20 protein-coding genes are annotated in these 24,409 nt (G+C 66.9%); 10 read left to right on the plus strand and 10 right to left on the minus strand.

What is annotated here, in order from left to right; genetic code table 11:
* Positions 1 to 274: 274 nt before the first annotated feature.
* From AC3WRI_RS04010 to hppD, 3 genes are all read right to left on the minus strand, one after another.
* A complete protein-coding gene (locus AC3WRI_RS04010) occupies positions 275 to 1,471 on the minus strand; it encodes an amino acid aminotransferase (protein ID WP_010812425.1) in 1,197 nt (398 codons plus the stop codon).
* A gap of 109 nt (positions 1,472 to 1,580) precedes the next feature.
* Positions 1,581 to 2,975, minus strand: a complete 1,395-nt coding sequence (locus AC3WRI_RS04015) for an amino acid permease (protein ID WP_492292626.1) — start codon at positions 2,973 to 2,975, stop codon at positions 1,581 to 1,583.
* A 174-nt stretch (positions 2,976 to 3,149) separates the two neighbouring features.
* Positions 3,150 to 4,229 carry a 4-hydroxyphenylpyruvate dioxygenase gene (gene hppD, locus AC3WRI_RS04020; protein WP_010812427.1) on the minus strand — a complete coding sequence of 360 codons (1,080 nt, stop codon included), beginning with the start codon at positions 4,227 to 4,229 and terminating at the stop codon, positions 3,150 to 3,152.
* 230 nt (positions 4,230 to 4,459) lie between these two features.
* On the opposite strand from hppD, the gene AC3WRI_RS04025 reads away from it, so the two are divergent.
* The gene (locus AC3WRI_RS04025) at positions 4,460 to 4,933 is read left to right on the plus strand and encodes an Lrp/AsnC family transcriptional regulator (protein WP_010812428.1); all 474 of its coding nucleotides are present in this window, start codon (positions 4,460 to 4,462) and stop codon (positions 4,931 to 4,933) included.
* Between the two features lie 140 nt (positions 4,934 to 5,073).
* Here AC3WRI_RS04025 and AC3WRI_RS04030 read toward each other — a convergent pair whose 3' ends face one another.
* Positions 5,074 to 6,900 carry a PAS domain-containing sensor histidine kinase gene (locus AC3WRI_RS04030; protein WP_011617001.1) on the minus strand — a complete coding sequence of 609 codons (1,827 nt, stop codon included), beginning with the start codon at positions 6,898 to 6,900 and terminating at the stop codon, positions 5,074 to 5,076.
* A 763-nt stretch (positions 6,901 to 7,663) separates the two neighbouring features.
* Between AC3WRI_RS04030 and AC3WRI_RS04035 the strand changes: the two genes are divergently transcribed.
* The 3 genes from AC3WRI_RS04035 to AC3WRI_RS04045 all read left to right on the plus strand — a co-directional run bounded on the left by AC3WRI_RS04035 (position 7,664) and on the right by AC3WRI_RS04045 (position 9,731).
* Positions 7,664 to 8,290 carry a response regulator transcription factor gene (locus AC3WRI_RS04035; RefSeq protein ID WP_010812430.1) on the plus strand — a complete coding sequence of 209 codons (627 nt, stop codon included), beginning with the start codon at positions 7,664 to 7,666 and terminating at the stop codon, positions 8,288 to 8,290.
* Positions 8,291 to 8,329: 39 nt separating this feature from the next.
* A complete protein-coding gene (locus AC3WRI_RS04040) occupies positions 8,330 to 9,010 on the plus strand; it encodes an Hpt domain-containing protein (protein ID WP_011617002.1) in 681 nt (226 codons plus the stop codon).
* Between the two features lie 214 nt (positions 9,011 to 9,224).
* Positions 9,225 to 9,731, plus strand: a complete 507-nt coding sequence (locus AC3WRI_RS04045) for a hypothetical protein (RefSeq protein ID WP_010812432.1) — start codon at positions 9,225 to 9,227, stop codon at positions 9,729 to 9,731.
* A gap of 15 nt (positions 9,732 to 9,746) precedes the next feature.
* On the opposite strand, the gene AC3WRI_RS04050 is transcribed toward AC3WRI_RS04045, so the two are convergent.
* The 3 genes from AC3WRI_RS04050 to AC3WRI_RS04060 all read right to left on the minus strand — a co-directional run bounded on the left by AC3WRI_RS04050 (position 9,747) and on the right by AC3WRI_RS04060 (position 12,352).
* Positions 9,747 to 10,340, minus strand: a complete 594-nt coding sequence (locus tag AC3WRI_RS04050; RefSeq protein ID WP_011617003.1) for a TetR/AcrR family transcriptional regulator — start codon at positions 10,338 to 10,340, stop codon at positions 9,747 to 9,749.
* 152 nt (positions 10,341 to 10,492) lie between these two features.
* On the minus strand, positions 10,493 to 11,395 hold the full coding sequence (locus AC3WRI_RS04055) for a patatin-like phospholipase family protein (protein ID WP_010812434.1): 903 nt from the start codon (positions 11,393 to 11,395) through the stop codon (positions 10,493 to 10,495).
* Positions 11,396 to 11,620: 225 nt separating this feature from the next.
* A complete protein-coding gene (locus AC3WRI_RS04060; protein WP_010812435.1) occupies positions 11,621 to 12,352 on the minus strand; it encodes a YceH family protein in 732 nt (243 codons plus the stop codon).
* A 192-nt stretch (positions 12,353 to 12,544) separates the two neighbouring features.
* On the opposite strand from AC3WRI_RS04060, the gene AC3WRI_RS04065 reads away from it, so the two are divergent.
* Positions 12,545 to 14,281 (plus strand): FAD-dependent oxidoreductase, encoded by a 1,737-nt coding sequence (locus AC3WRI_RS04065; protein WP_010812436.1) that lies wholly within the window; start codon positions 12,545 to 12,547, stop codon positions 14,279 to 14,281.
* An 11-nt stretch (positions 14,282 to 14,292) separates the two neighbouring features.
* On the opposite strand, the gene ada is transcribed toward AC3WRI_RS04065, so the two are convergent.
* Together ada and AC3WRI_RS04075 are read right to left on the minus strand one after the other, a co-directional pair.
* Positions 14,293 to 15,363 (minus strand): bifunctional DNA-binding transcriptional regulator/O6-methylguanine-DNA methyltransferase Ada, encoded by a 1,071-nt coding sequence (ada, locus tag AC3WRI_RS04070; RefSeq protein ID WP_492292628.1) that lies wholly within the window; start codon positions 15,361 to 15,363, stop codon positions 14,293 to 14,295.
* Between the two features lie 8 nt (positions 15,364 to 15,371).
* On the minus strand, positions 15,372 to 16,148 hold the full coding sequence (locus tag AC3WRI_RS04075; RefSeq protein WP_492292652.1) for a 2OG-Fe(II) oxygenase: 777 nt from the start codon (positions 16,146 to 16,148) through the stop codon (positions 15,372 to 15,374).
* A 234-nt stretch (positions 16,149 to 16,382) separates the two neighbouring features.
* On the opposite strand from AC3WRI_RS04075, the gene AC3WRI_RS04080 reads away from it, so the two are divergent.
* Complete coding sequence (locus AC3WRI_RS04080) at positions 16,383 to 16,862, plus strand: nuclear transport factor 2 family protein (RefSeq protein ID WP_010812439.1); 480 nt, start codon at positions 16,383 to 16,385, stop codon at positions 16,860 to 16,862.
* Positions 16,863 to 16,991: 129 nt separating this feature from the next.
* Here AC3WRI_RS04080 and AC3WRI_RS04085 read toward each other — a convergent pair whose 3' ends face one another.
* Positions 16,992 to 18,710, minus strand: coding sequence for a dipeptidase (locus tag AC3WRI_RS04085; RefSeq protein WP_011617007.1), 1,719 nt, complete (start codon positions 18,708 to 18,710; stop codon positions 16,992 to 16,994).
* Positions 18,711 to 19,014: 304 nt separating this feature from the next.
* On the opposite strand from AC3WRI_RS04085, the gene AC3WRI_RS04090 reads away from it, so the two are divergent.
* From AC3WRI_RS04090 to AC3WRI_RS04105, 4 genes are all read left to right on the plus strand, one after another.
* Positions 19,015 to 19,746: a glutathione peroxidase gene (locus tag AC3WRI_RS04090; protein WP_010812441.1), complete on the plus strand. Its 732-nt coding sequence runs from the start codon at positions 19,015 to 19,017 to the stop codon at positions 19,744 to 19,746.
* A gap of 138 nt (positions 19,747 to 19,884) precedes the next feature.
* Entirely contained in the window at positions 19,885 to 21,276 is a 1,392-nt protein-coding gene (locus AC3WRI_RS04095; protein WP_010812442.1) for a dihydrolipoyl dehydrogenase, read from the plus strand.
* Positions 21,277 to 21,386: 110 nt separating this feature from the next.
* Positions 21,387 to 21,935, plus strand: a complete 549-nt coding sequence (locus tag AC3WRI_RS04100) for a TetR/AcrR family transcriptional regulator (RefSeq protein WP_011617008.1) — start codon at positions 21,387 to 21,389, stop codon at positions 21,933 to 21,935.
* A 217-nt stretch (positions 21,936 to 22,152) separates the two neighbouring features.
* On the plus strand, positions 22,153 to 24,360 hold the full coding sequence (locus AC3WRI_RS04105) for a TonB-dependent siderophore receptor (RefSeq protein WP_492292654.1): 2,208 nt from the start codon (positions 22,153 to 22,155) through the stop codon (positions 24,358 to 24,360).
* Positions 24,361 to 24,409: the final 49 nt, after the last annotated feature.

Consider the following 24,409-nt stretch of genomic DNA (forward strand, 5'->3'; position numbering starts at 1 on the left):
TTGCTGCACTGGGCGGGGGCCTTGTCTTCGGACATTTGCGGGCCTTCTGTGGGAACTCCGGCACGGTTGGGGACGGTGCCTGGGATGCAGGAAGGCTGCAAGTTCAGTGCCGGGGATGGCCGTGGCGATGGGCCTGAGGAAAGCCAGGGGAAGCCATGGCTGGAAAGTCAAAACTCCACGGCGTTTGTAGAGATTACGCTGGCGCGTCCCATGCGCCGCCAAATAAAAAACGGCGCCCGAAGGCGCCGCCTGGTGATGCCGTCTGCCGTCAGGCTCAGCCCTTCAGCACACTCCCGATGGCCTTGGCCACGATCCCCACATTGCGCTCGTTCAGCCCGGCCACGCACATGCGGCCCGAGCGCAGCAGGTACACGCCATGCTGCTCGCGCAGGCGCTCGGCCTGGTCGGCGGTGAGGCCGGTGTAGGTGAACATGCCGCGCTGGGTCAGGTAGCGCGACAGGGCCTCGCCGCTGACATGGTCGCGCAGGTTGTGATGGATCGCCTCGCGCATGCGCGCGATGCGGCCGCACATCTGGGCCAGTTCTTCTTCCCACAGCTGGCGCAGCTCGGGCGTGGTCAGCACCTTGGACACCACGCGCGCGCCGTGCGTGGGCGGGTTGCTGTAGTTGGCGCGCACCGCGCCGGTCAGCTGGCCCAGCACGTTGGTGGCTTCGCCGGCGGTGTTGCAGAACACGCTCAGGCCGCCGCAGCGCTCGCCGTACAGCGAGAAGTTCTTCGAGAACGAGTTGGCCACCAGGCAGGGCACGTCCTGCGCCACCAGCTCGCGGATGGCGAAGGCGTCGTCTTCCAGGCCGGCGCCGAAGCCCTGGTAGGCCATGTCGACGAACGGCAGCAGCTGGTTGGCCTTGAGCAGCGCGATCAGCTGGCGCCACTGGTCCTGGTTCAGGTCCACGCCGGTCGGGTTGTGGCAGCAGGCGTGCAGCAGCACGATGCTGCCCGCGGGGATGGTACGCAGCGCGTCCATCATCGCGTCGAACTTCAGGCCGCCGGTGGCGTCGTCATAGTACGGGTAGGTATTGACGGTGAAGCCGGCGCGCTCGAACACCACGCGGTGGTTTTCCCAGCTGGGATCGCTGATCCACACCTGCGCCTGCGGGTAGTAGCGCTTGAGGAAGTCGGCGCCCACGCGCAGCGCGCCCGAGCCGCCCAGCGTCTGCAGCGTGGCAATGCGGCCGGCGGCGCGCGCCGGCGAGTTTTCGCCGAACACCAGCGCCTGCACCGCGTTGCGGTAGGCCACCAGGCCCGACATCGGCAGGTAGGGGCGCGGGCCCATGTCGGCCAGCAGCGCGGCTTCGGCCTTGGCCACGGCCTGCATCACCGGCAGGCGGCCCTCGTCGTCAAAGTAGATGCCGATGCTCAGGTTGACCTTGTCGGTACGCGGGTCGCGCTGGAAGTCCTCGTTGAGCGAGAGGATCGGATCGCCGGGAAATGCCTCGATGTGTGCAAACATGGGATGCGATGGAATTGGGTCGGGGGGCAGCTGCCGCGGCGCAGGGGGCGTCGCGCAGCCTGAATTCTAACCGGCGGCGCCCGCAGTCTGCAGGCGCCGCCTTGCCGCTTCAGCGCAGTTGCTGGGCGGCGATGCCGCTTTGCAGCGCGGCGGCCGCGTTCTTCTGGCGCACCAGGTAGCTCACGCCGAGCACCACCAGCCACACCGGGATCAGGTAGACCGAGAGGCGCAGGCCAGGCGTCAGGTACATCACCACCAGGATGCCGGCCAGGAACACCAGGCACAGGTAGTTGGTGAGCGGATAGCCCCAGCTCTGGAACTTCGTGGCCTGGCCGGCGCGGCGCTTGTCGGCGCGGAACTTCAGGTGGATCAGGCTGATCATCGCCCAGTTGATGATGAGCGCCGACACCACCAGGCCCATCAGCATCTCAAAGGCCTTGCCGGGCATGAAGTAGTTGATCACCACGCAGGCCGCAGTGGCCACGGCCGAGAACGCCAGCGCCGTCAGCGGAATGCCGCGCTGGTTGACCTTGAGCAGCGCCTTGGGGGCGTTGCCTTGCTGGGCCAGGCCGTACAGCATGCGGCTGTTGCAGTACACGCCGCTGTTGTAGACCGACAGCGCCGCGGTCAGCACCACCACGTTCAGCACGTTCGCCACCCAGTTGCTGTTCAGCGCGTGGAAGATCAGCACGAACGGGCTGCCGCCGGTGACCACGTTCTCCCACGGGTACAGCGACAGCAGCACTGCCAGCGCGCCCACGTAGAAGATCAGGATGCGGTAGATCACCTGGTTGGTGGCCTTGGGGATGGTCTTCTCGGGCGAATCCGCCTCGGCCGCGGTGATGCCCACCAGCTCCAGCCCGCCGAACGAGAACATGATCACGGCCATGGCCATTACCAGGCCGCCCATGCCGTTGGGAAAGAAGCCGCCGTGCTGCCACAGGTTGGCCACGCTCGCTTGCGGGCCGGCATTGGCGGACAGCAGCAGGTAGCCGCCGAAGCCGATCATGCCGATGATGGCCGCGACCTTGATGATCGAGAACCAGAACTCCATCTCGCCGAAGGACTTCACGCTCGACAGGTTGATCAGGTTGATGATCACGAAGAAGGCCAGCGCCGAGACCCAGGTCGGGATCTCGGGCCACCAGTACTGCACGTAGATGCCAACGGCCGAAAGCTCGGCCATGCTCACCAGGATGTACAGCACCCAGTAGTTCCAGCCCGACAGGAAGCCGGCGAAGTGGCCGCAGTATTTGTCGGCGAAGTAGCTGAACGAGCCGGCGACGGGCTCGTCCACAACCATCTCGCCCAGCTGGCGCATGATGAAGAACGCCACGATGCCGGCGATCGCGTAGCCCAGCAGGACCGAGGGCCCCGCCATCTTGATGGTCTGGGCGATGCCCAGGAAAAGGCCGGTGCCGATGGCGCCACCCAGCGCGATCAGCTGGATATGCCGGTTCTTCAGGCCGCGCTTGAGCGTGCCGTCATTGCTGCTTGCATGCATTCAGTTGTTTCCTCTACCCATTCTCATGGAATGCGGGCCCGCGCCTCTGGCTATTGTCGAGTCGGACGCTTGGGCCTGGGGGACGTCACCGCCCGCGCGGCAGGGTCACTGCCGCGAAGGAGGTGTGCGCGTTTCCGGAACCGGCCGGAGCCGGTCAGGGAAGATCGATGCCGGTCAGGCCTCGACCTTGAGCGTGCCGCGTTCGATCTGGTCGCGTTCCAGCGACTCGAACAGGGCCTTGAAGTTGCCTTCGCCGAAGCCTTCGTCGCCGCGGCGCTGGATGAACTCGAAGAACACCGGGCCGAGCGCGGTCTTGGAGAAGATCTGCAGCAGCAGGCGGGGCTTGCCGCCTTCGGTGGTGCCGTCCAGCAGGATGCCGCGCGACTTCAGTTGCTCCACAGGCTGGCCGTGGCCGGGCAGGCGCGTGTCCAGTGCTTCATAGTAGTAGTCGTTCGGCGCAGTCATCAGCGGCACGCCTGCCAGTTGCAGGCGGTCGATGACCTCGATCAGGTTGTCGGTCAGGAAGGCGATGTGCTGGATGCCCTCGCCGTTGAAGGCCATCAGGAACTCTTCGATCTGGCCGGCGCCCTTGGACGATTCCTCGTTCAGCGGGATGCGGATTTTGCCATCCGGCGCGGTCATGGCCTTGGAGGTCAGGCCGGTGTACTCACCCTGGATGTCGAAGTAACGGATTTCGCGGAAGTTGAACAGTTTTTCGTAGAAATTGGCCCAGTAAGCCATACGGCCACGGTAGACGTTGTGAGTCAGGTGGTCGATCAGCTTGAGGCCGTGGCCGACCGGGTGGCGGTCGACGCCTTCGATGAATTCGAAGTCGATGTCATAGATCGACTTGCCTTCCTCGAAACGGTCGATCAGGTACAGCGGCGCGCCGCCGATGCCCTTGATCGCGGGCAGGCGCAGCTCCATCGGGCCGGTCGGGATCTCGACCGGCTGGGCGCCCAGTTCCAGTGCACGGGCGTAGGCCTTGTGCGAATCCTTGACGCGGAAAGCCATGCCGCAGGCGCTCGGGCCGTGCTCGGCGGCAAAGTAGGCGGCGTGGCTGTGCGGCTCGCGGTTGACAATGAAGTTCACTTCGCCCTGGCGGTACAGCACCACGTCCTTGGAGCGGTGCTTTGCCACCAGCGTGAAGCCCATCTGCTCGAACAGGGGCTCAAGCACGTTTGGGGTGGGCGAGGCGAATTCCACGAATTCGAAGCCCATCAGCTGCATCGGGTTGTCAAACAGGTCGGCCATGGCTTTCTCACTAAAGGGGCGGGAAATAATATTGTGGCTGCGGCACTTGGCAACGAGGTCGCGCCGGAGTCAGTCGGCTCGGCGGAAACCTGTTGCAGGACAGGCCTGTAGTGCGCTTGCTTGGGATGCAGTGTATATTCCTGACGGCAAAATTGGATTTCGTAAAACAGGCAGGGAAACCCTAGATTATGAAATTCGATTGCGTGAATCTCTGATGTGAGGAAATCAAAGTGCAATCGATCGAGCTGGACCGTACCGATCGCCGCTTGCTGGGGGTTTTGCAGGAGCAGGGGCGGGCCTCCAACCTGGAGCTGGCAGAGGCCATCGCGCTGTCGCCGGCGCAGACTTTGCGGCGCCACCGCCGCCTGGAAGAGGCCGGGCTGGTCAAACGCTATGAGGCGCGGCTGGACGCGGCGGCGCTGGGCTTTGGCGTGGTGGCCTTTATCCATGTGACGATGGAGCGCGGGCATATCCGCGACCTGTCCAACTTCAAGCGCCTGGTGGCGGAACTGGCGCAGATCCAGGAATGCTTCTCGGTGACCGGGGATATCGACTACGTGCTCAAGGTGGTCGCAAAGGACCTGAAGTCGCTGTCTGACTTCCTGCTCGATACGCTGATGCGTATCCCGGGTGTCAGCGGCGTGAAGTCCAGCGTGTGCCTGGACGAGATCAAGTGCACCAGCGCGGTGCCGCTGGAGGCCTGAACCCGAAGGGAAGGCTGCTGCCGGGCCGCAGGGCTAGGCGTGGTCGACGCCGCGTGGTTATTTCCACGCAAGGAGGCCGCAACAACGCCCTGCGGCCCGGCAGCAGCCTTCGCGCCCCTTTTTCATTCTGAAACGGGTTCTTAATCTTCCGGCTGGTCGAGGCGGTCGCACTGTACGTTCATTGCCCGGCACACCGCGCACCATGATGGCCGCGAGCCGGGCTTGACGCCGCAGTGGGCGGCCTCGTCACGCGTGCCGGCCTGGCTGTCGGGCGCGCTGACCCGCACTGGCACGGCTATCTCGCGCACCCGGTGGCCACTGGCGCAGGCTTGTGCCACCGCCGCATCCAGCGCCTGCAGGCCAACCGGCTTGACGATCACGGCATTCATGCCCGCCGCCAGCGCCGCGGCATGGTCCACCGCGACGGCGCTTGCGGTGCAACCGATCACCGGCACGCTGCCGCGCGCATCCTTGCGTGCGCGCACCGCCCGTGCGAATGCCATGCCGTCCATGACCGGCATGGCGCAGTCGCACAAGATCACGTCGAAGCTGGACCGGTCCAGCATGGCCAGCCCTTCGCGGCCATCACAGGCGGTGCTCACGCGGTGGCCCAGGTGCTCCAGCTGGCGCTGCAGCAGCAGCCGGTTGGGCGCATGGTCGTCGATCACCAGGACGTTGACCCGGCGCCGTGCGCAGCCCGCCATGGGCGGCGGCACCGGCTCGGGCAGTTCCGTGGCGACGGCAAGCGCCAACGGCAGCGTCACCATGACGCGCGTGCCCTGGCCCGGCTGGCTGGACAGCGAGATCTGGCCTCCCATCGCGCTGGCCAGGCGCTGGCAGATTGCCAGCCCCAGCCCGGTGCCGCCGGCATGGGGCCGGGTGCGGTCATGCACCTGTTCGAAGGGTTCGAACATGCGCGCCTGCTCGCCGGCGGGTATCCCGATGCCGGTGTCGGAGACGGTCAGCATGACCTGCTGCACGCCGTCGCGAGGCGCCAGGGCGTCAAGCCTGACGTGGATCGTGCCGCTGTCGGTGAAGCGCACCGCGTTGGACACCAGGTTGGCCAGGATCTGACGGAAACGCAGCGCATCGACCTGATGCAGCGGCGCAACGGCGACGCCGATGCCGCTGGTCAGCGGCAGGCCCTTCTGTGCCGCCACCGGCCCGAAGATCAGCAGCGTGTCCTTGACCAGCCCGGGCAGCGAAGCGGGTGCCGGGTGGATGCTGAACTTGCCGGCCTCCATCTTGGACAGGTCCAGGATGTCGTCGATCAGCGCCAGCAGGCCCACTGCCGACTTATGCGCCGTGACCAGCTGCAGGCGTTCCTGCTCGGCCAGCTGGCAGCGCGCCAGGGTCAGCTCCAGCATGCCGGTGATGGCGTTCATCGGGGTGCGGATCTCATGGCTGACCGAGGCCAGGAAGGTGGACTTGGCGCGGTTGGCGGCCTCGGCTTCTGTCTTGGCCTGCGCCAGCTCGGCCAGCATGTCGTGGCGTTCGGTCAGGTCGACGCAGCCGCCGGCCAGGCCCTTGACGGTGCCATCGGCGCCGCGCAGCGGTGTCAGCCAGTTCAGCACGTGGTGGGTGCGCCCGCCCAGGCGCAGGCAGCGGTCCTTGTGCAGCGGGATGCCGTCCTTGATCACCTTGCGGTAGTCGCGCTCCACCTCGGCCATGTCGATGGCGATGGGATGCACCTGGACCGATGTGTCCAGCGGCTGCCCGCGCAAGGTGTCGCGCGTGGCGCCGACCAGTTCTTCATAGCTGCGGTTGCAGGTGATGAGCCGCAGCGAGGCATCGCGCAGGTAGACAGGCTGGGGAATGCCGTCGAGCAGCGCCGACTGGATCGCGATATTGTCCTTCAGCGCAATCTCCGCGGCGCGGCGCCGGCGCACCTCGCGATACAGCACGAAGATCCATGCCAGCAGGCATGGCGTCAGCAGGCAGAGCAGCCCGGTCGTCCACCCCAGCACCTGCCAGTGCGCCTGTGGCGCTGCTTGTGGTGGCGGGGCTGGTTGCAGGGCCGGTGCCTCGGGCAAGGCGACTGGCGTGCCGGCCGGGGATGGCGCTGGCGCGGGATCTGCCGTCCGCTGGGCAACGGCGCAGGCCAATACGCTGACGAACAACGCGGCACTTGCCAGCCGCCAGGCGCGCGTGAAGCGGTGCGGGCAAGCGGTGGCCGATGGAGATTCGTTATGGATGGGCTGATGAATGGACAAGCGGGGCGGCAAAATTCAGTGAAACATGGCAGCGGCCGCCGCGCGGTTGGCGTAGCGGTGGCTGGATAGTTTTCACTCTATGGGCTCAGCCTCGATATCTCATTAGGACGAATCTGAGATTGGGGGTGAAATTTCCGGATCACGCGCCGTTGATGCCTTTCACGTCACATATCGAAGATAAATGCCGGGCAGCATCTCACGGGGCCAACGCCGGCATCAGCCAGGCACGCACGCGCCAGCGTCGAGAAACCCGATGGCGGCAGGCAGGTCCAAAACAAAACCTTCCGGTACCCCCTGCCATGGTCCGGCGACGTGGTTTTTCAGCTGTGGCGGCAGCGTTATGATTGGATTGCGCAACTGCCATGGTCCGCATTGCGCCAGGCCTGCAAAACCAGCCGGGTTTTCGGAAGAAGCAAGCCCGCGCTCGGAAATTTCCGGTGCCCTCCGGCACAAATGCTGAGCAAAATGATGTGCATGGGCGCCCGGACATCAGGGCGCCTGTTATGGAGTTCAAGTTTTGACCACAATCCTGATCGTCGACGACCACCCGCCCGTGCGGGTGGTGCTAAAGACGCACTTTTCCCAGGTGCTGGGCATCACCCATGTGCTTGAGGCCGACAATGGCCAGGCCGCCATCGAGATCGTGCGGCAGTACACCCCCGACGTGGTGATCCTGGACCTGGACATCCCGAAGATCAACGGGCTGGACGTGATCCCCCGCCTCAAGGCCTGCCACCCCGCCGTGCGCATCCTGGTCATTTCCGGCCAGGACCAGAACACGTTTGCCCCGCGCGCGCGCCAGGCCGGCGCGCATGGTTTTGTCAGCAAGACCCAGGAACTGGCCGAGATCGTGCGCTGCACCGAGTCCGTGCTGGCCGGCTATACGGTGATGCCGGAAACCGACCGCGGCAACAACGCCGGCCACGCCGACGAAGCCGCGCGCCTGGCCAGTCTTTCCGACAAGGAACTGGTGGTCATGCAGATGCTTGCCAAGGGCATGTCGAACAAGGAAATCGGCGAAACCCTGTTTATTTCCAACAAGACGGTCAGCACCCACAAGACCCGGGCCATGGAAAAACTCGGGGCAAAATCGATTGTCGATGTCATCGACTTTGCGCGGCGCCACCATATCGCGATCGGCTAGCATGCTGCCCGTGATTCGACTCGCATTGAGAAGCGGCGCATGACCGGCGCGTTGCTGCTTGCCACGCCCGGCGACACGCGCTGGGTCGCCGGGGTTGCCCCGATCCTGCGCGATCTCGGCTTTGATGTGCACACCGACACGCCCGCGCCGGACGCCGCCGCAGACATCGGCCTGGTGATAGCCGGCGCCGCCACCGAGATCCCTGACAGCCTGTTGCGCGCCTGGCGTGCCACCGGCCCGGTCTGCGCCGTGGTGCTGCCGGCCGACGCGGTGCCGGTGCCCGGCGCGGACGAAGGTGTGATCGCCTGCCTGCGCGAGCCGGTGACCGAAGCGGCCATCGTCGCCATGCTGGCCCGCCAGCGCTACCTGGCGCTGTCCCCCCGCGAGGCTGCGGGAATCGGGCCAGCCATCGCGTCGCAGACCTTCGGCAACCGCGCCTTTGCCGCTGAGCTGGTGCACGCCCTGGTCACCTCGGCGCAGGCCGACCTGGCGCAGTTGCGCGCCGCGGACGGTGCGCTGGACACCGTGCGCAGCGTCGCCCACCGGCTCAAGGCATCTGCCCACTACGTCGGCTGCCATGCCTTGCGTGCTCTTGCCCAGCGCCTGGAGCATGCCGCCAGCGACGGCGATGCCGCCAACGCCGCTGCGCTGGCCGCGATCGTGGCGCCGACGGTGGCGCGGCTGCTCGCCCTGCTGGCGGCGCTGCCATCGGAAAAATAAGATGGCGGCGGTCGCCGGCAGCTCCGGTGCGGGAATACACCGGATTGGCCCGGTGCGGTCGGTTGATTATGCTCGGATATATCAGGGCGCCGATTTTCAATATTCTGGAATTAATGACGCCGATTAATGCGGTGCGTTTTTATATGACGGCGCGGACGCCGGATTCTGATATTCGGCAGGACGGTTAGTTTGACGATATTTTCCGGGAGCGGGCATGGGTCAGATCATGGCGTCAATGCCGGAGTCGGCGTTTTATTTCCATCTGGCGGCGGTAACCATGCTGCTGCTGGGGCTGGCGCTGTATCGCGCGGTGTCGCACGTGATGGCGACCCCGGACGGGCGCAAGGCCCGCGCGCAGCGCCTGGCACTGGTGACCGCGGGGCGGCTGCTGGCGCTCGGCGGTATCTGGACCGCCATCGCCTATGGCCACGGCGCCTGGGAGCGCGCCGGCGCGCATAACTGCCGGCACCTGCCGTCGTTGGATGCCGCCGCGCGCTACGCAGCGGAATACTGCTATCTGGGTCGGGAGCGGGTGTTGCTGCGCATCTACGGCGTGGAGCGCGACCGCGTGCTGGCCCAGCGCACCTTCAACAGCAGCGGGCCGGTGCGGCTCAGCTGGGACGGCCAGGCCGTGGTCTTCGATGCCGCGGCGCCTGGCAAGGCAGGGCGCCTGGCGCTGCCGCCCACGCTGGGCGACCGGTTGCTGGCGCGGCTGCCCTGATCCGGCGCTCTACAACTAGTCTGCGTGCAAGCGCGCCAGCAAGGCGTCCAGCCCCGCCGGGGCCGGCAGGCGCGCGATCAGCCAGCGCACCGCTTCGGACAAGCCCTGGCCGTCGTAGTCCGGCGCGAAGCTGTGCAGCGTGGCGCCGTGCAGGAAACAGCGCAGCGCCAGCCATTCCGGCTCCGGCGGCGCGTCCGGCGGCTGGCCGAACAGCATCTGCGGCACAGCCTCCAGCGGCGCGCGCACGGCGGTGGCCAGGCGCGCGTCGCCACGCGTTGCCATCCACACCTCCAGTATGGCGAGCGAGGTATGCCGCTGTGGGCGGGTCGCCAGGATATGCAGCATCAGGTGCAGGCACAGCGAGGGGCTGAGCGGGCCCAGCGCGGCCAGGCGCGCCGCCTCGCGCTCCAGCAGCCAGGTGAGCATGGCTGGCAGCAGGTCATAGCGGCCTTCGGGGAAATGGTGCCGCAGCGAGCCGCGGCTGCTGCCGGCCAGTTCGCACACGCGCGCTTCTGAAAAGGCCGCATAGCCTTGCTCGACGAGCAAGGTCACGGCGGCGTCGATCAGGGACTGGCGGGTGCTGGCGCTGCGTTCGGCTTGGGTGGACATCTGTCGGATTGTAGCAATGGCTGCCAGAGCGCAGCCTGGCGCGCGGGCAGGGTGAGCTTGCCTTGATCCGCGTCGATGAGGGCGGTACCAGGGCGGCCAGCATGCGGCGCGGCACAATCCGTTCGGGTACTTCCACCCGGCGCTGAGCGGCGTCAGTGGGGCGCCGCCGCCGGGATGTCGGCGCTGCAGCTGGGCGTCGCTTCGTCGTGCGAATGCGGCGCCAGCGCGCCCGGTATGCGCTGGCTGTCAAGCCCCTTGCCTTGCAGCCATTGCGCGGTGGTGGCCGCGGCGCGGTCGATCAGCTCGCCGCATTTGGAGTAGTCGTAGGGCGAGATGTCGAGCGGGCACAGCGGCGGCACCACGCTGATCTGCGCGCGGTCGGCGAAGTGCTGCAGGTCGTGCACGAGCTGGCGCGCCACCAGCAGCGAGAGCGCATTGAACGCATGCTCCAGCGCGCCGCGCGGCGGGCGGCGCTCCGCACAGGTAAAGCCCGCGGGCAGCACGATCACGTGCGTGGCACCAAGTGCGATCGCGGTGGATACCGGGGTGTTGTTGGCCACGCCGCCATCGATCAGCGTGCGGCCCTCGAACTGCACCGGCGGGAACACGCCGGGGATGGCCGCGCTGGCCAGCACCGCGTCGACTATGCTGCCGCTGGACAGCAAGACTTCGTCGCCGCTGTGCATGTCGGTGGCCACCACGTGCAGCTGCAGTTCCGCTGCTTCCAGCCGCAGCGTGCCGAAGTGCTGCGCCAGCAGTCGGCGCAACCCGGCCGCCTCCACCAGGTGGCCGCGGTTGCCGCCGAACATGCTCCAGACGCTGCGCCAGCTCCACGGCAGGATGTCCGAGCGCCGGATGCCGCGCCACAGCGCGTCAAGCCGGCCGGCGCCGGCCACGCCCGGATTGCAGGCAAAGTAGGCGCCGTTGATGGCGCCGGCCGAGGCGCCGATCACGATATCGGGCATCACGCCCCATGCCGCCAGTTCGCGCAGCATGCCGACCTGGATCGCACCCAGGCTGCCGCCGCCCGCAAATACGAAGGCTGTCTTGTCCATGGCTGCGCCGGTCTCCCTGTCCAGTTTGCGGTCCTGAGCAAAGGATAGGTGACATCCGGGCCATCGGGCAGGTCGGACGGCAAGCCGTCTGCCGCGCTGGGGTCTGAGCCTGTGGCTCGCCTTCGCGAGGTAATAACGCAATTAACCGCCAGCAATATCCTCCAACCACCAATGCTGGCTAACAGCAGGGTGGTCGGTACCGTCAGCCATGACGCAGGCGCGGTGTCAGTCGAGAAACTCGTCGACAGGGATGCCGAGTTGGCCGGCCATGTGTTCGACCAGGCTTTGCAGCTTCGCCACCTTCTCGGTCAGGGCCTGCTGTTCGGCGCGCAGCTGTTCGAGTTCGCCCGGCGCGGCGGTGGCGCCGCCGGTGGTGCGGTCGGCATCGTCGGCGTCCGCCGCGGCGCTCACTTCGCCGCTCAGCAGGTGCATCCAGCGATTTTCGCGTGCGCCCGGCGCGCGCGGCAGCCGGACGACAAAGGGCGGAGCATGGCTGGCCAGTTCGTCAAGGAAGGCCTCGACCGACGAGATATCGGCAAAGCCGTGCAGGCGCGCGGTGTTCAGGCGCAGCTCCGCCGCGGTCTGCGGGCCGCGCAGCAGCAGCATGGCCAGCAGTGCGACGGACTGGCTGGGCACGGCCAGCACGCGCTGCATATTGTGCTCGAAGCGCGGCACGCGGCTGCTGCTGCCTTCAAAGACCAGGCTCAGGCCCTTGAGGCCATCGATGGCTTCAAGGATATCGGCCTCGCTGACGTTCATCACCGGGGCGCGGGCGGTCTTCTGGTTGCAGCCCGAGGCCAGCGCATTGAGCGACAGCGGGTAGGTATCGGGCACGGTGTGCTGTTTTTCGACCAGCACGCCGAGCACGCGGCCTTCGACGGGCGTCAGGGGGCGCAATGCCGGACGGGCGGGGCGGTCGCCAGCCTGGCTGGCGTCGGAATCATGGTTGGATTGCATCAAGACTGGTTTCTTGCTGAAGGTGACGGCGAATGCCGACACGCCGAGGCGCTCATTCAATCCCAAGCCAGCGCAATCCGCAACTGCGCCGTGCGATTCTCGCATTCTGCGCGCAGCCGTCTACTATCGATAGGCCGCGCGCAACCGGGAAGATGTGCCCAGGGCAGGCGCGGGTCCAGACGGGGAGGGAGCATGGCGATTTCGCAGTCGGAGGCAATGGCCCCGGATGAGGACACCGGCCCGGAGGCCGGCGGCGGCCTGGAGGCGCCGTATTCCACGCTGGAGTCACGCTGGCACCAGATGTTCCCGCAGCTCGGCGCCGACGACATGGCGCGCGTGCGCCGCTTTGGCACGCCGCAGAGCTGGCGCGCGGGCGAGAAGCTCTTTGCCATCGGCGATACGGGCCGGGGCATGTACCTGATCGGCAGCGGCCGCGTGCGCCTGATGCGGCGCGACGGCCTGGGCCGCGAGCACCAGATCACCGAGCAGGGCGCCGGCCACTTCCTGGCCGAGGTCGGCACGCTCAGCGGCCGCCCGGCGCTGGTCGACGGCGTGGCCGTGACCGATACCCAGGGCTATGTGATCACGCCAGAGCGGCTGCGCGCCCTGCTGGTGGCCGAGGCCGAACTGGGCGAGCGCATCATGCGCGCGCTGATCCTGCGCCGCGTGGGGCTGATCGAATTCGGCAGCGGGCCGGTGCTGGTCGGCCACGGCACCGAGCCGCAGCTGGTGGCACTGCAAGCCTTCCTGCGGCGCAACGGCTACCCGCATACGGTTATCGATATCGACGCCGAACGCGACTGCTCATTGCTGCTCGACTATGCCAACGCGCCCGCCAGCGACTTCCCGCTGGTGATCTGCGCCGACGGCCGCGTGCTGCGCGCGCCGGACGAAGGGCAGCTGGCTTCGTGCCTGGGGCTGTTGCCGGAGTTCGATCCGGTCCATGTCTATGACGTGGTGGTGGTCGGCGCCGGGCCTGCGGGGCTGGCCACGGCCGTGTATGCCGCATCCGAAGGCTTGTCGGTGGCGGTGATCGATTGCCGCTCGCCGGGCGGGCAGGCGGGTGCGAGTGCGCGGATCGAGAACTATCTTGGCTTTCCCACCGGCATCTCCGGACAGGCGCTGGCCGGGCGCGCGTTCGTGCAGGCACTGAAGTTCGGCGCGCATATCGCCATCCCGCTGGAGGTCAAGGCACTGCATTGCGGCGCGGACCCGATCCGGCTGGAGCTGGCCGATGGCCGCATGATCCCGACCCACACCGTGGTGATTGCCACCGGCGCGCAGTACCGTCGCCCGGACATCGCCGCGCTGGAGCACTTTGAAGGGCGTGGTGTCTACTACTGGGCTTCGCCGGTGGAGGCCAAGCTGTGCAAGAACGAGCCGGCGATGCTGGTGGGCGGCGGCAATTCGGCCGGGCAGGCAGCGGTCTACCTGGCCTCGCACGCGGCGCACGTGCATATGCTGGTGCGCGGGCCGGGGCTGGCCGCCACCATGTCGCGCTACCTGATCGACCGCATCGGTTCGCTGCCCAATATCACGCTGCACACGCACGCGCAGATCAGCGCGCTGGCGGGGGAAGGGTGGCTCAGTTCCGTGCGCTACGAATGCCGGGCGGAAAGCCCGGCCCCGGTCACGATGGACGTGCGGCACCTGTTCCTGTTCATCGGCGCCGATCCCAATGCGTCGTGGCTGCGCACCTGCAACGTCGAGGTCGATGACAAGGGCTTCGTGCGCACCGGCGGCGGCGAGCTGGGCTGCGCGTCGGCGGTGCCGTATCCGCTGCAGACCAACGTGCCGGGCGTGTTTGCCATCGGCGACGTGCGGGCGGGATCGACCAAGCGGGTCGCCGCGGCGGTAGGCGAGGGCGCGGCGGTGGTGGCGCAGATCCACGACTACCTGGCTCGGGTGCAGGCAGCCGTGGCGCGCTGAGCGCGGGCCACTCAGGCTTGCGCCTCGCGCTCCAGCAACTCGCGCTTGCGCGCCACGCCCCAGCGGTAGCCCGACAGGTTGCCGTCGCTGCGCACCACGCGATGGCAGGGAATGGCCACCGCCAGGTGGTTGGCGGCGCAGGCCTGCGCCACCGCGCGCACCGCACGCGGCGCGCCGATGCGGGCCGCGATCTCGGCATAGCTGGCGGTGCTGCCCGCGGGGATCTCTTGCAGGGCCTGCCATACACGCTGCTGGAACGCGGTGCCGCGCACATCCAGCGGCAGCGCCAGGCCGATTGAAGGTGCCTCGATAAAGCCCACCACTTGCGCCACCAGTTGCTCGAACTGCGCATCGCCGCCGATCAGGTTGGCGCGCGGGAACTGGTCCTGCAGGTCCTGCAACAGCGTTTGGGGATCGTCGCCCAGCAGGATCGCGCAGACACCGCGCTCGCTCTGGGCCACCAGGATCGCGCCCAGCGAGCACTGGCCGATGGCAAAGCGGATATCGGTGTCGGCCCCGCCCGCGCGGTAGCGCGACGGGGTCATGCCCAGCACTGCGTCCGAGGTTTCGTAGAAGCGGCTGTTGGAGCCGAAGCCGGCGTCGTAGATTGCCTCGGTCACGGAGTCGCTGGTGCCCAGTTGCTCGCGGAGTTTCCTGGCGCGATGCGCGGCGGCATAGGCACGCGGCGTCAGGCCGGTGGCGGCCTTGAAAAGGCGGTGAAAGTGATAGGGGCTGACGCCCGCTGCGTTGGCCAGTTCGGGCAGCGTGGGCAGGGTGTCGGCGGCCTCGATGCGGCGGCAGGCGTCGGCCACGATGGCTGCGTGCTGTGCCGCCAGCGCAGGCGCGGCGGCACGTCGGCTGGGCCGGTAGCCGGCGGCTTCGGCCGCGGCGGCATTGTCGAAGAACTCGACATTGGCCGGATGCGGCAGGCGCGACGGGCTGCTCGGCAGGCAGTACACGCCGGTGGTCTTGACCGCATAGACAAAGGCACCGTCGGCGCCCGGATCGCGCGCCAGCACGCGAGCCCAGCGCGGGTCGCGTTCGATGGTGCTGACTTCCGGTTGTTGTGTGGGACGGGTCATGGGATACCTCACGTGGCGTCGTGGAAGATGATGCCCAGCGTGTAGCGCTGGCCCGCGTGCAGCCGGCTGACGCCATGCCGCAGGTTCACGCGGTAGCTGCCGCGGCTGCCCTGCACCGGGCGCTGGCTGACGGCAAAGACCACGGCATCGCCCTGGTGCAGCGTCACCACCTCGGCCCGCGACTGCATGCGCGGCCGCTGCTCGGTCATCACAAATTCTCCGCCGGCAAAGTCGCGGCCCGGCTCGGACAGCAGGATGGCGACCTGCAGCGGGAATACGTGCTCGCCGTACAGGTCCTGGTGCAGGCAGTTGTAGTCGTCGGGGCCGTAGCGCAGCAGCAGGGGCGTCGGGCGCAACTGGCCGGCGTCGTGGCAGCGGGCAAGATAATCGGCGTGCGCGGCGGGATAACGCACATCGATGCCCATGGCGGCGTTCCAGCGGTTGGCCACCGGCACCAGGTGCGGATACAGCGCCGTGCGCATTGCGGCCACGGTGTCGGGCAGCGGGTAGCGGAAGTACTTGTACTCGCCCTGGCCAAAGCCGTGCCGGCGCATCTCGATGCGAGAGCGGAACCACGCGTCCTGCGCATAGCCGGCGGCAAGCGCGTCGCATTCGGCTGCCGACAGCAGGCCGCGGATCGCGGCGCAGCCGTAGTCGTCGAGCTCGCGTGCAATGGCGGCCCAGTCGGTGCCATCGACGCGGGTGGCGATATCGGCTTCGTGCCTATGCCCCCGCGCCGTGCCGCGCGCTGGCAGTATTGGCCGGCGCGGCCCTGCCACGGCCATTTCGGGACGCTGTATCTGGCTGATGCTCACCGCGGGTCTCCTTTCTCTCGCTTGCATGGTGCCAACTTTAGGCCGCCCGCGTGCACCTGGCACTCCGGGTCTTGCTTTTGAATTCTGCCCGGTATCCTGCCTTGACAAGACAGATCTGTCTATCAATAATGAGACAGGTCTGTATCATATTGAGCAGCCTGTTCTTCCATCTGATTCACCCTGTTTCAGCAAAGGAGCCTCCGCATGTCCGCACAAGCCGAAATCCGTCCGCCGTTGCCCCCATTCACGCGTGAATCCGCCATCGCCAAGGTCCGTGCCGCGGAGGATGGCTGGAACAGCCGCGATCCAGAGCGCGTGGCGCTGGCCTATACCGTCGACAGCGCCTGGCGCAACCGTGCGGAATTCGTCAATGGCCGTGCCGACATCGTCGCCTTCCTGCAGCGCAAGTGGCAGAAGGAGTTGGATTACCGGCTGATCAAGGAGCTATGGGCGCACGACGGCAACCGCATCGCCGTGCGCTTTGCCTATGAATGGCACGACGATTCCGGCAACTGGTACCGGTCATACGGCAATGAGAACTGGGAGTTCGATGAGGCGGGGCTGATGCGCAGGCGTTTTGCCTGCATCAACGATGCGCCGATCAAGGCGGCGGACCGCAAGTTCCACTGGCCACTGGGCCGGCGGCCGGATGAACATGCGGGGTTGAGTGAACTGGAGTTGTGAAGCTGTTGGGTCCTAAAACCGAAGGTCCCGCTTGATGTGGTTCCTAGCTGGACCACCCCTCACCCCGGGCCTCTCCCCATGAGGGGAGAGGGAGCACACAAGCGCAGAGGGACACGCCTGAAACCCTCGTTACTGCATCTTGTCCAGGTTCCCGATCCGCACCAGCATCTCGGTGAACATCTGCATATCCAGGTTCAGGTCGGCCACTTCCTTGTACTCGCGCGCGTTGTGCGCAGTGTATTTCTTGCCCGGCATGGCCGGCCCGAAGTTGATGGCATTGGGCATCAGCTTGGCGGTGGTGCTGCCGGCGGTGGAAACCGGCTTGGCTTCCAGCCCGGTGGTATCGCCAAAGATATTCAGCAGCGTGGACAGCCACGCGCCCTTGGGATCGCGCGCCATCCAGTTGCCCTGGTCGTACTTGATTTCGACTGGCCCATGGGTGGCGGCCCAGCCGAAGATGCGCTTGGTGATCTTGCCGCCCAGCTCGTCCGGCGTGCGGCCACGCGGCATGCGCACGTTGGTGACCACGTCGACGTATTCGCCGCGCTCGCGCACCAGCGTGGGCGACATGGTCAGCGGGCCCATGAACGGGTCCCGGTAGGCCACCTCCATCCTGGTGCCAAGGTAATCCAGCCCGTACAGGTCGTTCAGGTAGCGGACCGCGTTCAGGTAGTGGTTCTCGGCAAACTGCACGCGGCTGGCCTGCAGGAACAGCGCCAGCCGCGGCAGCGGGTTGACCCCTTCCTCAGGGCGCGATCCGTGCGCCGAGGCGCCAGTGACCTTCACTTCCACGTCGTTGCCGGCGCGCTTCACGTCGATGGAGAACTTGCCGCGCGGGGTGTGGCGGCGCAGGAATTCAGCGCGTGCCTGTTCCAGCGCGGCAGCGACGGCGGCAGCATCGCCGCCGGCAATGCGAGCGGTGGCGGTCTCGGGGATGGCGTTGGCCGAGGCCGCGCCGCGCATGGCAACGATGGCAGGTCCCTTCCGGTCGGACTTGCCTTGCGCGCTCTTGTCGTCCGCCGCCTTGATGCCGAAGGAAACGGTCAGCGTGCCCGCGCCTTTCTCCGCCACCACCGCGGGGTATTTGCTGTCGAGCACGACGTTGTACTCGGGCAGGGTGGTGTGCTGGCGGTAGTATTTCATGCCGTCGCCGCCGGTTTCCTCGGTGGTCTCGATCATCAGGCGGATGGTGCGCTCCAGCGGCACGCCGCTTTCCTTGACGGTCTTCATGGCATACATGACCGCGGCGATCGAGCCCTTGTCGTCGATGGTGCCGCGCCCGTACAGCATGTCGCCCACGCGCGTCATGCGGAACGGATCCAGCCTGGTGCCGTCCTCCAGTACCCATTCCTCGGCCACCGCGGGCACCACGTCGGCGTGGGTCAGGATGCCGAAGGTATCCTTGCCGCCGCCGGGCAGCGTGACCTCGAAGACCCGGTTGTCGACATTGCGGTAGGCCAGCCCGAAGTCGCGCGCCATGGCCTCGATCATCTTGCCGAACTCGATGATGGCGGGGTTCTCGTGCTGCGGGATTTTCTCGTCGCGCACGGTGCGCAGCGCCACCATCCTGCCGATGGCGTCGATCACCGCGGCCTCATTGCGGACGCGGTTGTAGACGCCCAGCAGGCGGCCGATATTGACCAGGTTGTCGCCGGCCAGTGGCGACCGGGCCTGCCACGCCGCCACGGCCGGCGCCACGGAAGGCTCGGCCCTGGCCGCGGCGGCCATGAATGCCTGCAGGTCGGCCTGGGCCGCCGTTCGGGTGCCGGAGACCAGCGCATCCAGCGCCGGTTTCTTCAGGGTTTGCGCCTGCGCGGGGTGCGCCAGCACCAGCGACAGCGCGAGCATCGGGGCCCATCGGCAGAGAGACGGCAGGCGGCAAGGTCGGGTCATTGCGGACAAAACGGGAGTCTGAGTGGATGCCGCATGATAGGGCACTCGCCGGTATTTGCCGAAAAAATATGCTTTTGCGTGCCCGCGGATGAAGTGCAAGGGCCGGCGCAATAGGGGATGGCCATGCCGAGTCAATAGCGTAAGGCAATCGTCGTGGTTAAAACGATGAATTGTACAAATCACATCCCGGTCTACAGAATGGGGCCTTCGCTGCAACCCGCAGCCGAAACCAACCCGATCCAGACCAAGGAGTGAACTGATGCTGCAATCCCGTGAAGGCCAACGCGTTCCCAATGTCGCTTTCCGCATGCGTGAAGACAACGAGTGGAAGACCGTCACCACCGGCGAGCTGTTCAACGGCAAGACCGTGGTCGTGTTCTCGCTGCCGGGCGCCTTCACGCCGACCTGCTCGTCGACCCACCTGCCGCGCTACAACGAGCTGGCCCCGGTGTTCGCGAAGCACGGCGTGGACGACATCCTGTGCGTGTCCGTCAACGACACCTTCGTGATGAACGAATGGGCCAAGGACCAGGAGTCCGAGAACATCACCATGATCCCCGACGGCAACGGTGAATTCACCGAAGGCATGGGCATGCTGGTGGACAAGGCCGACCTGGGCTTCGGCAAGCGCAGCTGGCGCTATTCGATGCTGGTCAAGGACGGCGTGGTGCAGAAGATGTTCATCGAACCGCAAGAGCCGGGCGACCCGTTCAAGGTGTCCGACGCCGACACCATGCTGGCCCATATCGCCCCGGACGCGCGCAAGCCGGACCAGGTGGTGGTGTTCTCCAAGGTCGGCTGCTCGTTCTGCGCCAAGGCCAAGCAACTGCTTGACGACAACGGCTTCGACTATATCGACGTGCCGCTGGACAACAAGGTGCGCGGCAAGGTGCTGGGCGCCGTGTCGGGCGAGATGACCGCACCGCAGGTCTTTATCAACGGCAAGCTCATCGGCGGCGCCGAGGCGCTGCAGCAGTACCTGGGCAAGTAAGCCGATTCTCCCTTCATCCCGCACCCGGGGACCGGCAGTCGCCGGACCCGATGGGGTCGCCTTGCCCGGCATGGCGGCCCCATCCAGCCCGCTGATTGACACCAGCTTGACGCCATCAAGACAAAGGAATTGACCGCCATGACCACCATCCAGACCGACGTCGCCGTGATCGGCGCAGGCACCGCCGGCCTTGCCGCCTACCGTGCCGCGATTGCCGCGGGCAAGCGCGCCGTGATCATCGAAGGCGGCCCGTACGGCACCACCTGCGCCCGGGTGGGCTGCATGCCCTCCAAGCTGCTGATCGCTGCCGCCGAGGCCGCGCACGAACTGCGCCACACTGCGCCGTTCGGCGTGCACGTGGATGGCGAGGTCCGCATCGATGGCCGCGAGGTGATGGCCCGCGTGCGCAGCGAGCGCGACCGCTTTGTCGGCTTCGTGGTGCGCGGCGTGGAGAACATCCCCGAAGCCGACCGCGTCCGCGGCTATGCCCGCTTTATCGACAACACCACGCTGGAAGTGGATGGGCACACCACCGTGCGTGCCAGCCGCGTGGTCATTGCCACCGGCTCCACGCCGATGCTGCCGGCGCCGTTCCAGGTGTTCGGCGACCGCCTGATCGTCAATGACGATGTGTTCGCTTGGGAAGACCTGCCCGCCAGCGTGGTGGCGTTCGGCCCCGGCGTGATCGGGCTGGAGCTTGGCCAGGCCTTGTCGCGCCTTGGCGTGCGGGTGCGCGTGTTCGGCGTCAGCGGCTCGCTCGGGCCGCTGACTGATCCCGTGATCCGCGCCTACGCGGCGAAGACCTTCAACGGCGAGTTCTATCTCGATCCGGACGCCAGGGTGACCGACATGGCCCGCGACGGCGACCAGGTGGTGGTGACTTACCTGGACCGCGAAGGCCGCAGCGTGACCGAGCGCTTCGACTATGCGCTGGTCGCCACCGGCCGCGTGCCCAATGTGCGCGGCCTGGGCCTGGAAAATGCCGGCCTGGCGCTGGATGCGCGCGGCGTGCCGCTGTTCGATGCGCGCACGCTCCAGTGCGGCAATGCACCGGTATTCATTGCCGGCGACGCCAACAACATCCTGCCGCTGCTGCATGAGGCCGCGGACGAGGGCAAGGCCGCGGGCGAGAACGCCGCCAGCTATCCGCAAGTGAAGCCGCTGGCACGGCGCGCGCCGATCGCGGTGGTGTTCACGGACCCGCAGATCGCGATGGTCGGCCAGCGTTACGCCGACCTGGCCGAAGGCACGTTCGTGACCGGCGAGGTCAGCTTCGAGGACCAGGGCCGCAGCCGCGTGATGCTGAAGAACCGCGGCCTGATGCATGTCTATGCCGACAAGGCCACGGGCCGCTTCCTGGGCGCGGAATGGACCGGCCCGCGTGCCGAGAACATCGCCCACCTGCTGGCGTGGTCGTACCAGCAGGGCCTGACCATCGGGCAGATGCTGGGCATGCCTTTCTACCACCCGGTGGTGGAAGAGGGCCTGCGTACGGCGCTGCGTGATGCGGAGGCGAAGCTGGAGGCCTGAGCGGGCCAGGTTTGCTAGACAGGTCTGTCTGTCATAGTATCGACCTATAGAGAGGCAGGGCGGCGCAGGGCGCTGTCCGGCCGCGCACCTTTACCGACTACGCCGCCACCATGGCCACGCCTTCCGCCCGCGACCGCATCCTCGACACCGCTGCCCGCCTGTTCTACCAGGGGGGCTACCGCGCCACCGGCATCGACAAGATCATTGCCGAATCCGGCGTCGCCAAGATGTCGCTCTACCGCCATTTCGCCTCCAAGAACGAGTTGATTTCGGCGTTCCTGGACCGCCGCCATGACGAGTGGATGACGTGGTTCCGGCAGGACGTGGAAGCCCGGCTGGCCGCGCGCCCGCACCTGGACGTGATTGCCGACGCGCTGGCGGACTGGTTCGGCCGAGACTTCCGTGGCTGCGCCTTTATCAACGTGGTGGCCGAGGCGGGCGGCGACGCGCGCGCGGCCGAACAGGCCGCGGCGCACAAGGCCGAGTTGGCCGCATTCGTCGCCGACATCGCCACGCGCCTGGGCCTGGACCAGCCGCAAGCGGTGGCCGAGGAAGCGATGCTGTGCATCGAAGGCATGATCGTGCGCTACCAGATGCAGCCGGATGCGGCGGTGATCGAGGCGGGGCGGCGGTTGCTGGGCCGGCTGCAGGCCGGCTGATTGGCTTGGGGGGCTGGCCACTGAGGCCGGGGACTGCCCAACACTTCCTTCGTCTGGCTTAGCGCCGAGGCAGCATCCGGTGCGAATAGAAAATGTCTCGCTTCTGACACATTCAGGCTACAATTCTGTTGTAATTACGAATTATTCGCATTCGTAATCAGAATTTTCCACTTGCCACGCCGCGCCTGCGGGGTAGCTACCTTCCGATCCCTGAGTGATGTATTTCCACCCGACCAAGCAGGCAAAGCCGCGCTTTGCCCGCCCCGCGCTTGTCACCCCGCGCGGCCTTTCGCTGACCACCCTTGTGTTGAGCCTGCAGACCGGTGGCGTTTTTGCCCAATCCGGCGAAGTGCCTGCGCCGGCAACGGCCAGTGCCGCGGCAGAACTGCCGGCCGTCACGATCCGCGCCGGCAGCGACGACGGAACCGCCACCGGCCCGGTTCATGGCTTCGTGGCAAAACGCAGCGCCACCGCCACCAAGACCGACACCCCGGTGATGGAGACGCCCCAGTCGATCACCGTCATCACGCGCGACCGGATGGAGGCGCAAGGCGCGCAGAGCGTGCAGCAGGCCATCGGCTACAGCGCCGGCGTCTATGCCGGGCCGTTCGGCAACGACGCCCGCGGCGACTGGGGCCGGTTCCGGGGCACCGAGTTCACGCAGTACCGCGACGGCCTGCTGAACCAGGTCGGCTTCTACAACAACGTGCGGCCCGATGTTTACACGCTGGAACGCATCGACGTGCTGCGCGGGCCGTCGTCGATGCTGTTCGGGCAGGGCGCGGTCGGCGGCATCCTGAACCTGGTCAGCAAACGCCCGCAGGCTGAGGCGGCGCGCGAGATCGGGGTGCAGTTCGGCAACTACAACCGCAAGCAGGTGCAGGCCGACCTGACCGGCCCGCTCGATGCGGACGGCAAGTGGCTGTACCGGCTGGTGGCGCTGGCGCGCGACAGCGACACGCAGGTGGACTACGTCAAGGACAACCGCTACCTGATCGCGCCTTCGCTGACGTGGCGCCCGAGCCAGGACACCTCGCTCACGCTGCTGGCCAACTTCCAGCGCGATGAAAGCGGGACCTCGGTCGGCTTCTTCCCCTGGCGGGGCACGCTGCAGGCCAACCCGGCCGGCCAGATCCCCGATCACCTGTTTATCAGCGAGCCCGGCTTCGACCGCTACAACGCCGAGCAGGCGTCGGTGGGCTATGAGTTCCAGCACAAGTTCAACGACACCGTGACGGTGCGGCAGAACCTGCGCTATTCGCACAGCACGGTGGACTACCGCAGCATCTACGCGGCCGGTTTCAACGGCGCCGGCCACGGTTGGGTGCCGGGCAGCGATACGCTGATGCGCCGCACGGTCTACCTGAACCAGCCCACGCTGAACTCGTTCGCGGTCGATACCCAGGCGCAGACCAACTTCCGCACCGGCCCGGTCCAGCACACGCTGCTGACCGGCGTCGACTACCAGCACTCAGAGATCACGGGGCGCGCCGGGGTGGGGGGCACGGCCGCGCCGCTCAATGTGTTCAACCCGGTCTACGGCAATTTCACCCTGCCGGGCACGCGCGACCTGAACCCCGCCACGCAGGCGCAGACCGGCCTGTACGTGCAGGATCAGCTGTCGTGGAACAAGTGGCTGCTGATGCTGGGGCTGCGCTATGACTGGTCGCGCGCCGCGCAGGACAACACGCCCTCGGCCAGCCGCGACGACAGCGAGCTTACCAAGCGTGCTGGCCTGATGTACCGCTCGGACATCGGCCTCAACCCGTACGTCAGCTATTCCGAGTCGTTCCAGGGGCTGGCCGGCTTCAACAAGGCCAACCAGGCTTTCAAGCCGCTGCGCGGTTCGCAGTGGGAGGCGGGGATCAAGTACCAGCCGCCGGGCAAGAACGCCACGCTGACCATTGCCGCATTCGATATGCGCGAGAAGAACCGCAAGACCGCCGGCGTGGTCAACGGCATTCCCGATTCAGTCCAGGTGGGCGAGGCACGTACGCGCGGCATCGAGGTTGAGGCACTGGCCTCGCTGTCCAGCCGGCTGGACCTGATCGCAACCTATACCTACCTGGATGCGCGCGTGATCGACGGCACGCCGGCCGAGGTGGGCAAGAAGCTGGCGAGCACGCCGTCGAACATGGCGTCGCTGTGGGCCAACTATCGCTTCAAGCTGTTTGGCGTGCCGGGCTTTGTCGCCGGCGGCGGGGTGCGCTATGTCGGTCCCAGCTATGACGGTGCCGACCAGAACCGGGTGGGCGGCGTCACGCTCTACGACGCGATGATTGCCTATGACCACGGCCCGCTGCGCGTCTCGCTGAATGCCAGCAACCTGTTCGACAAGCAATTCCTGACCACCTGCCTGGCGCGCGGTGACTGCTACTTCGGCGCGCGCCGCACGGTGGTGGGCAGCGTTACCTATCGCTTCTGAGCCGCCTTGCAGGGAAGCGCGCCTGCGGCCGGGGCGGCGATAGCGGCGC

The sequence above is a fragment of the Cupriavidus sp. FW305-27 genome, assembly GCF_058787995.1.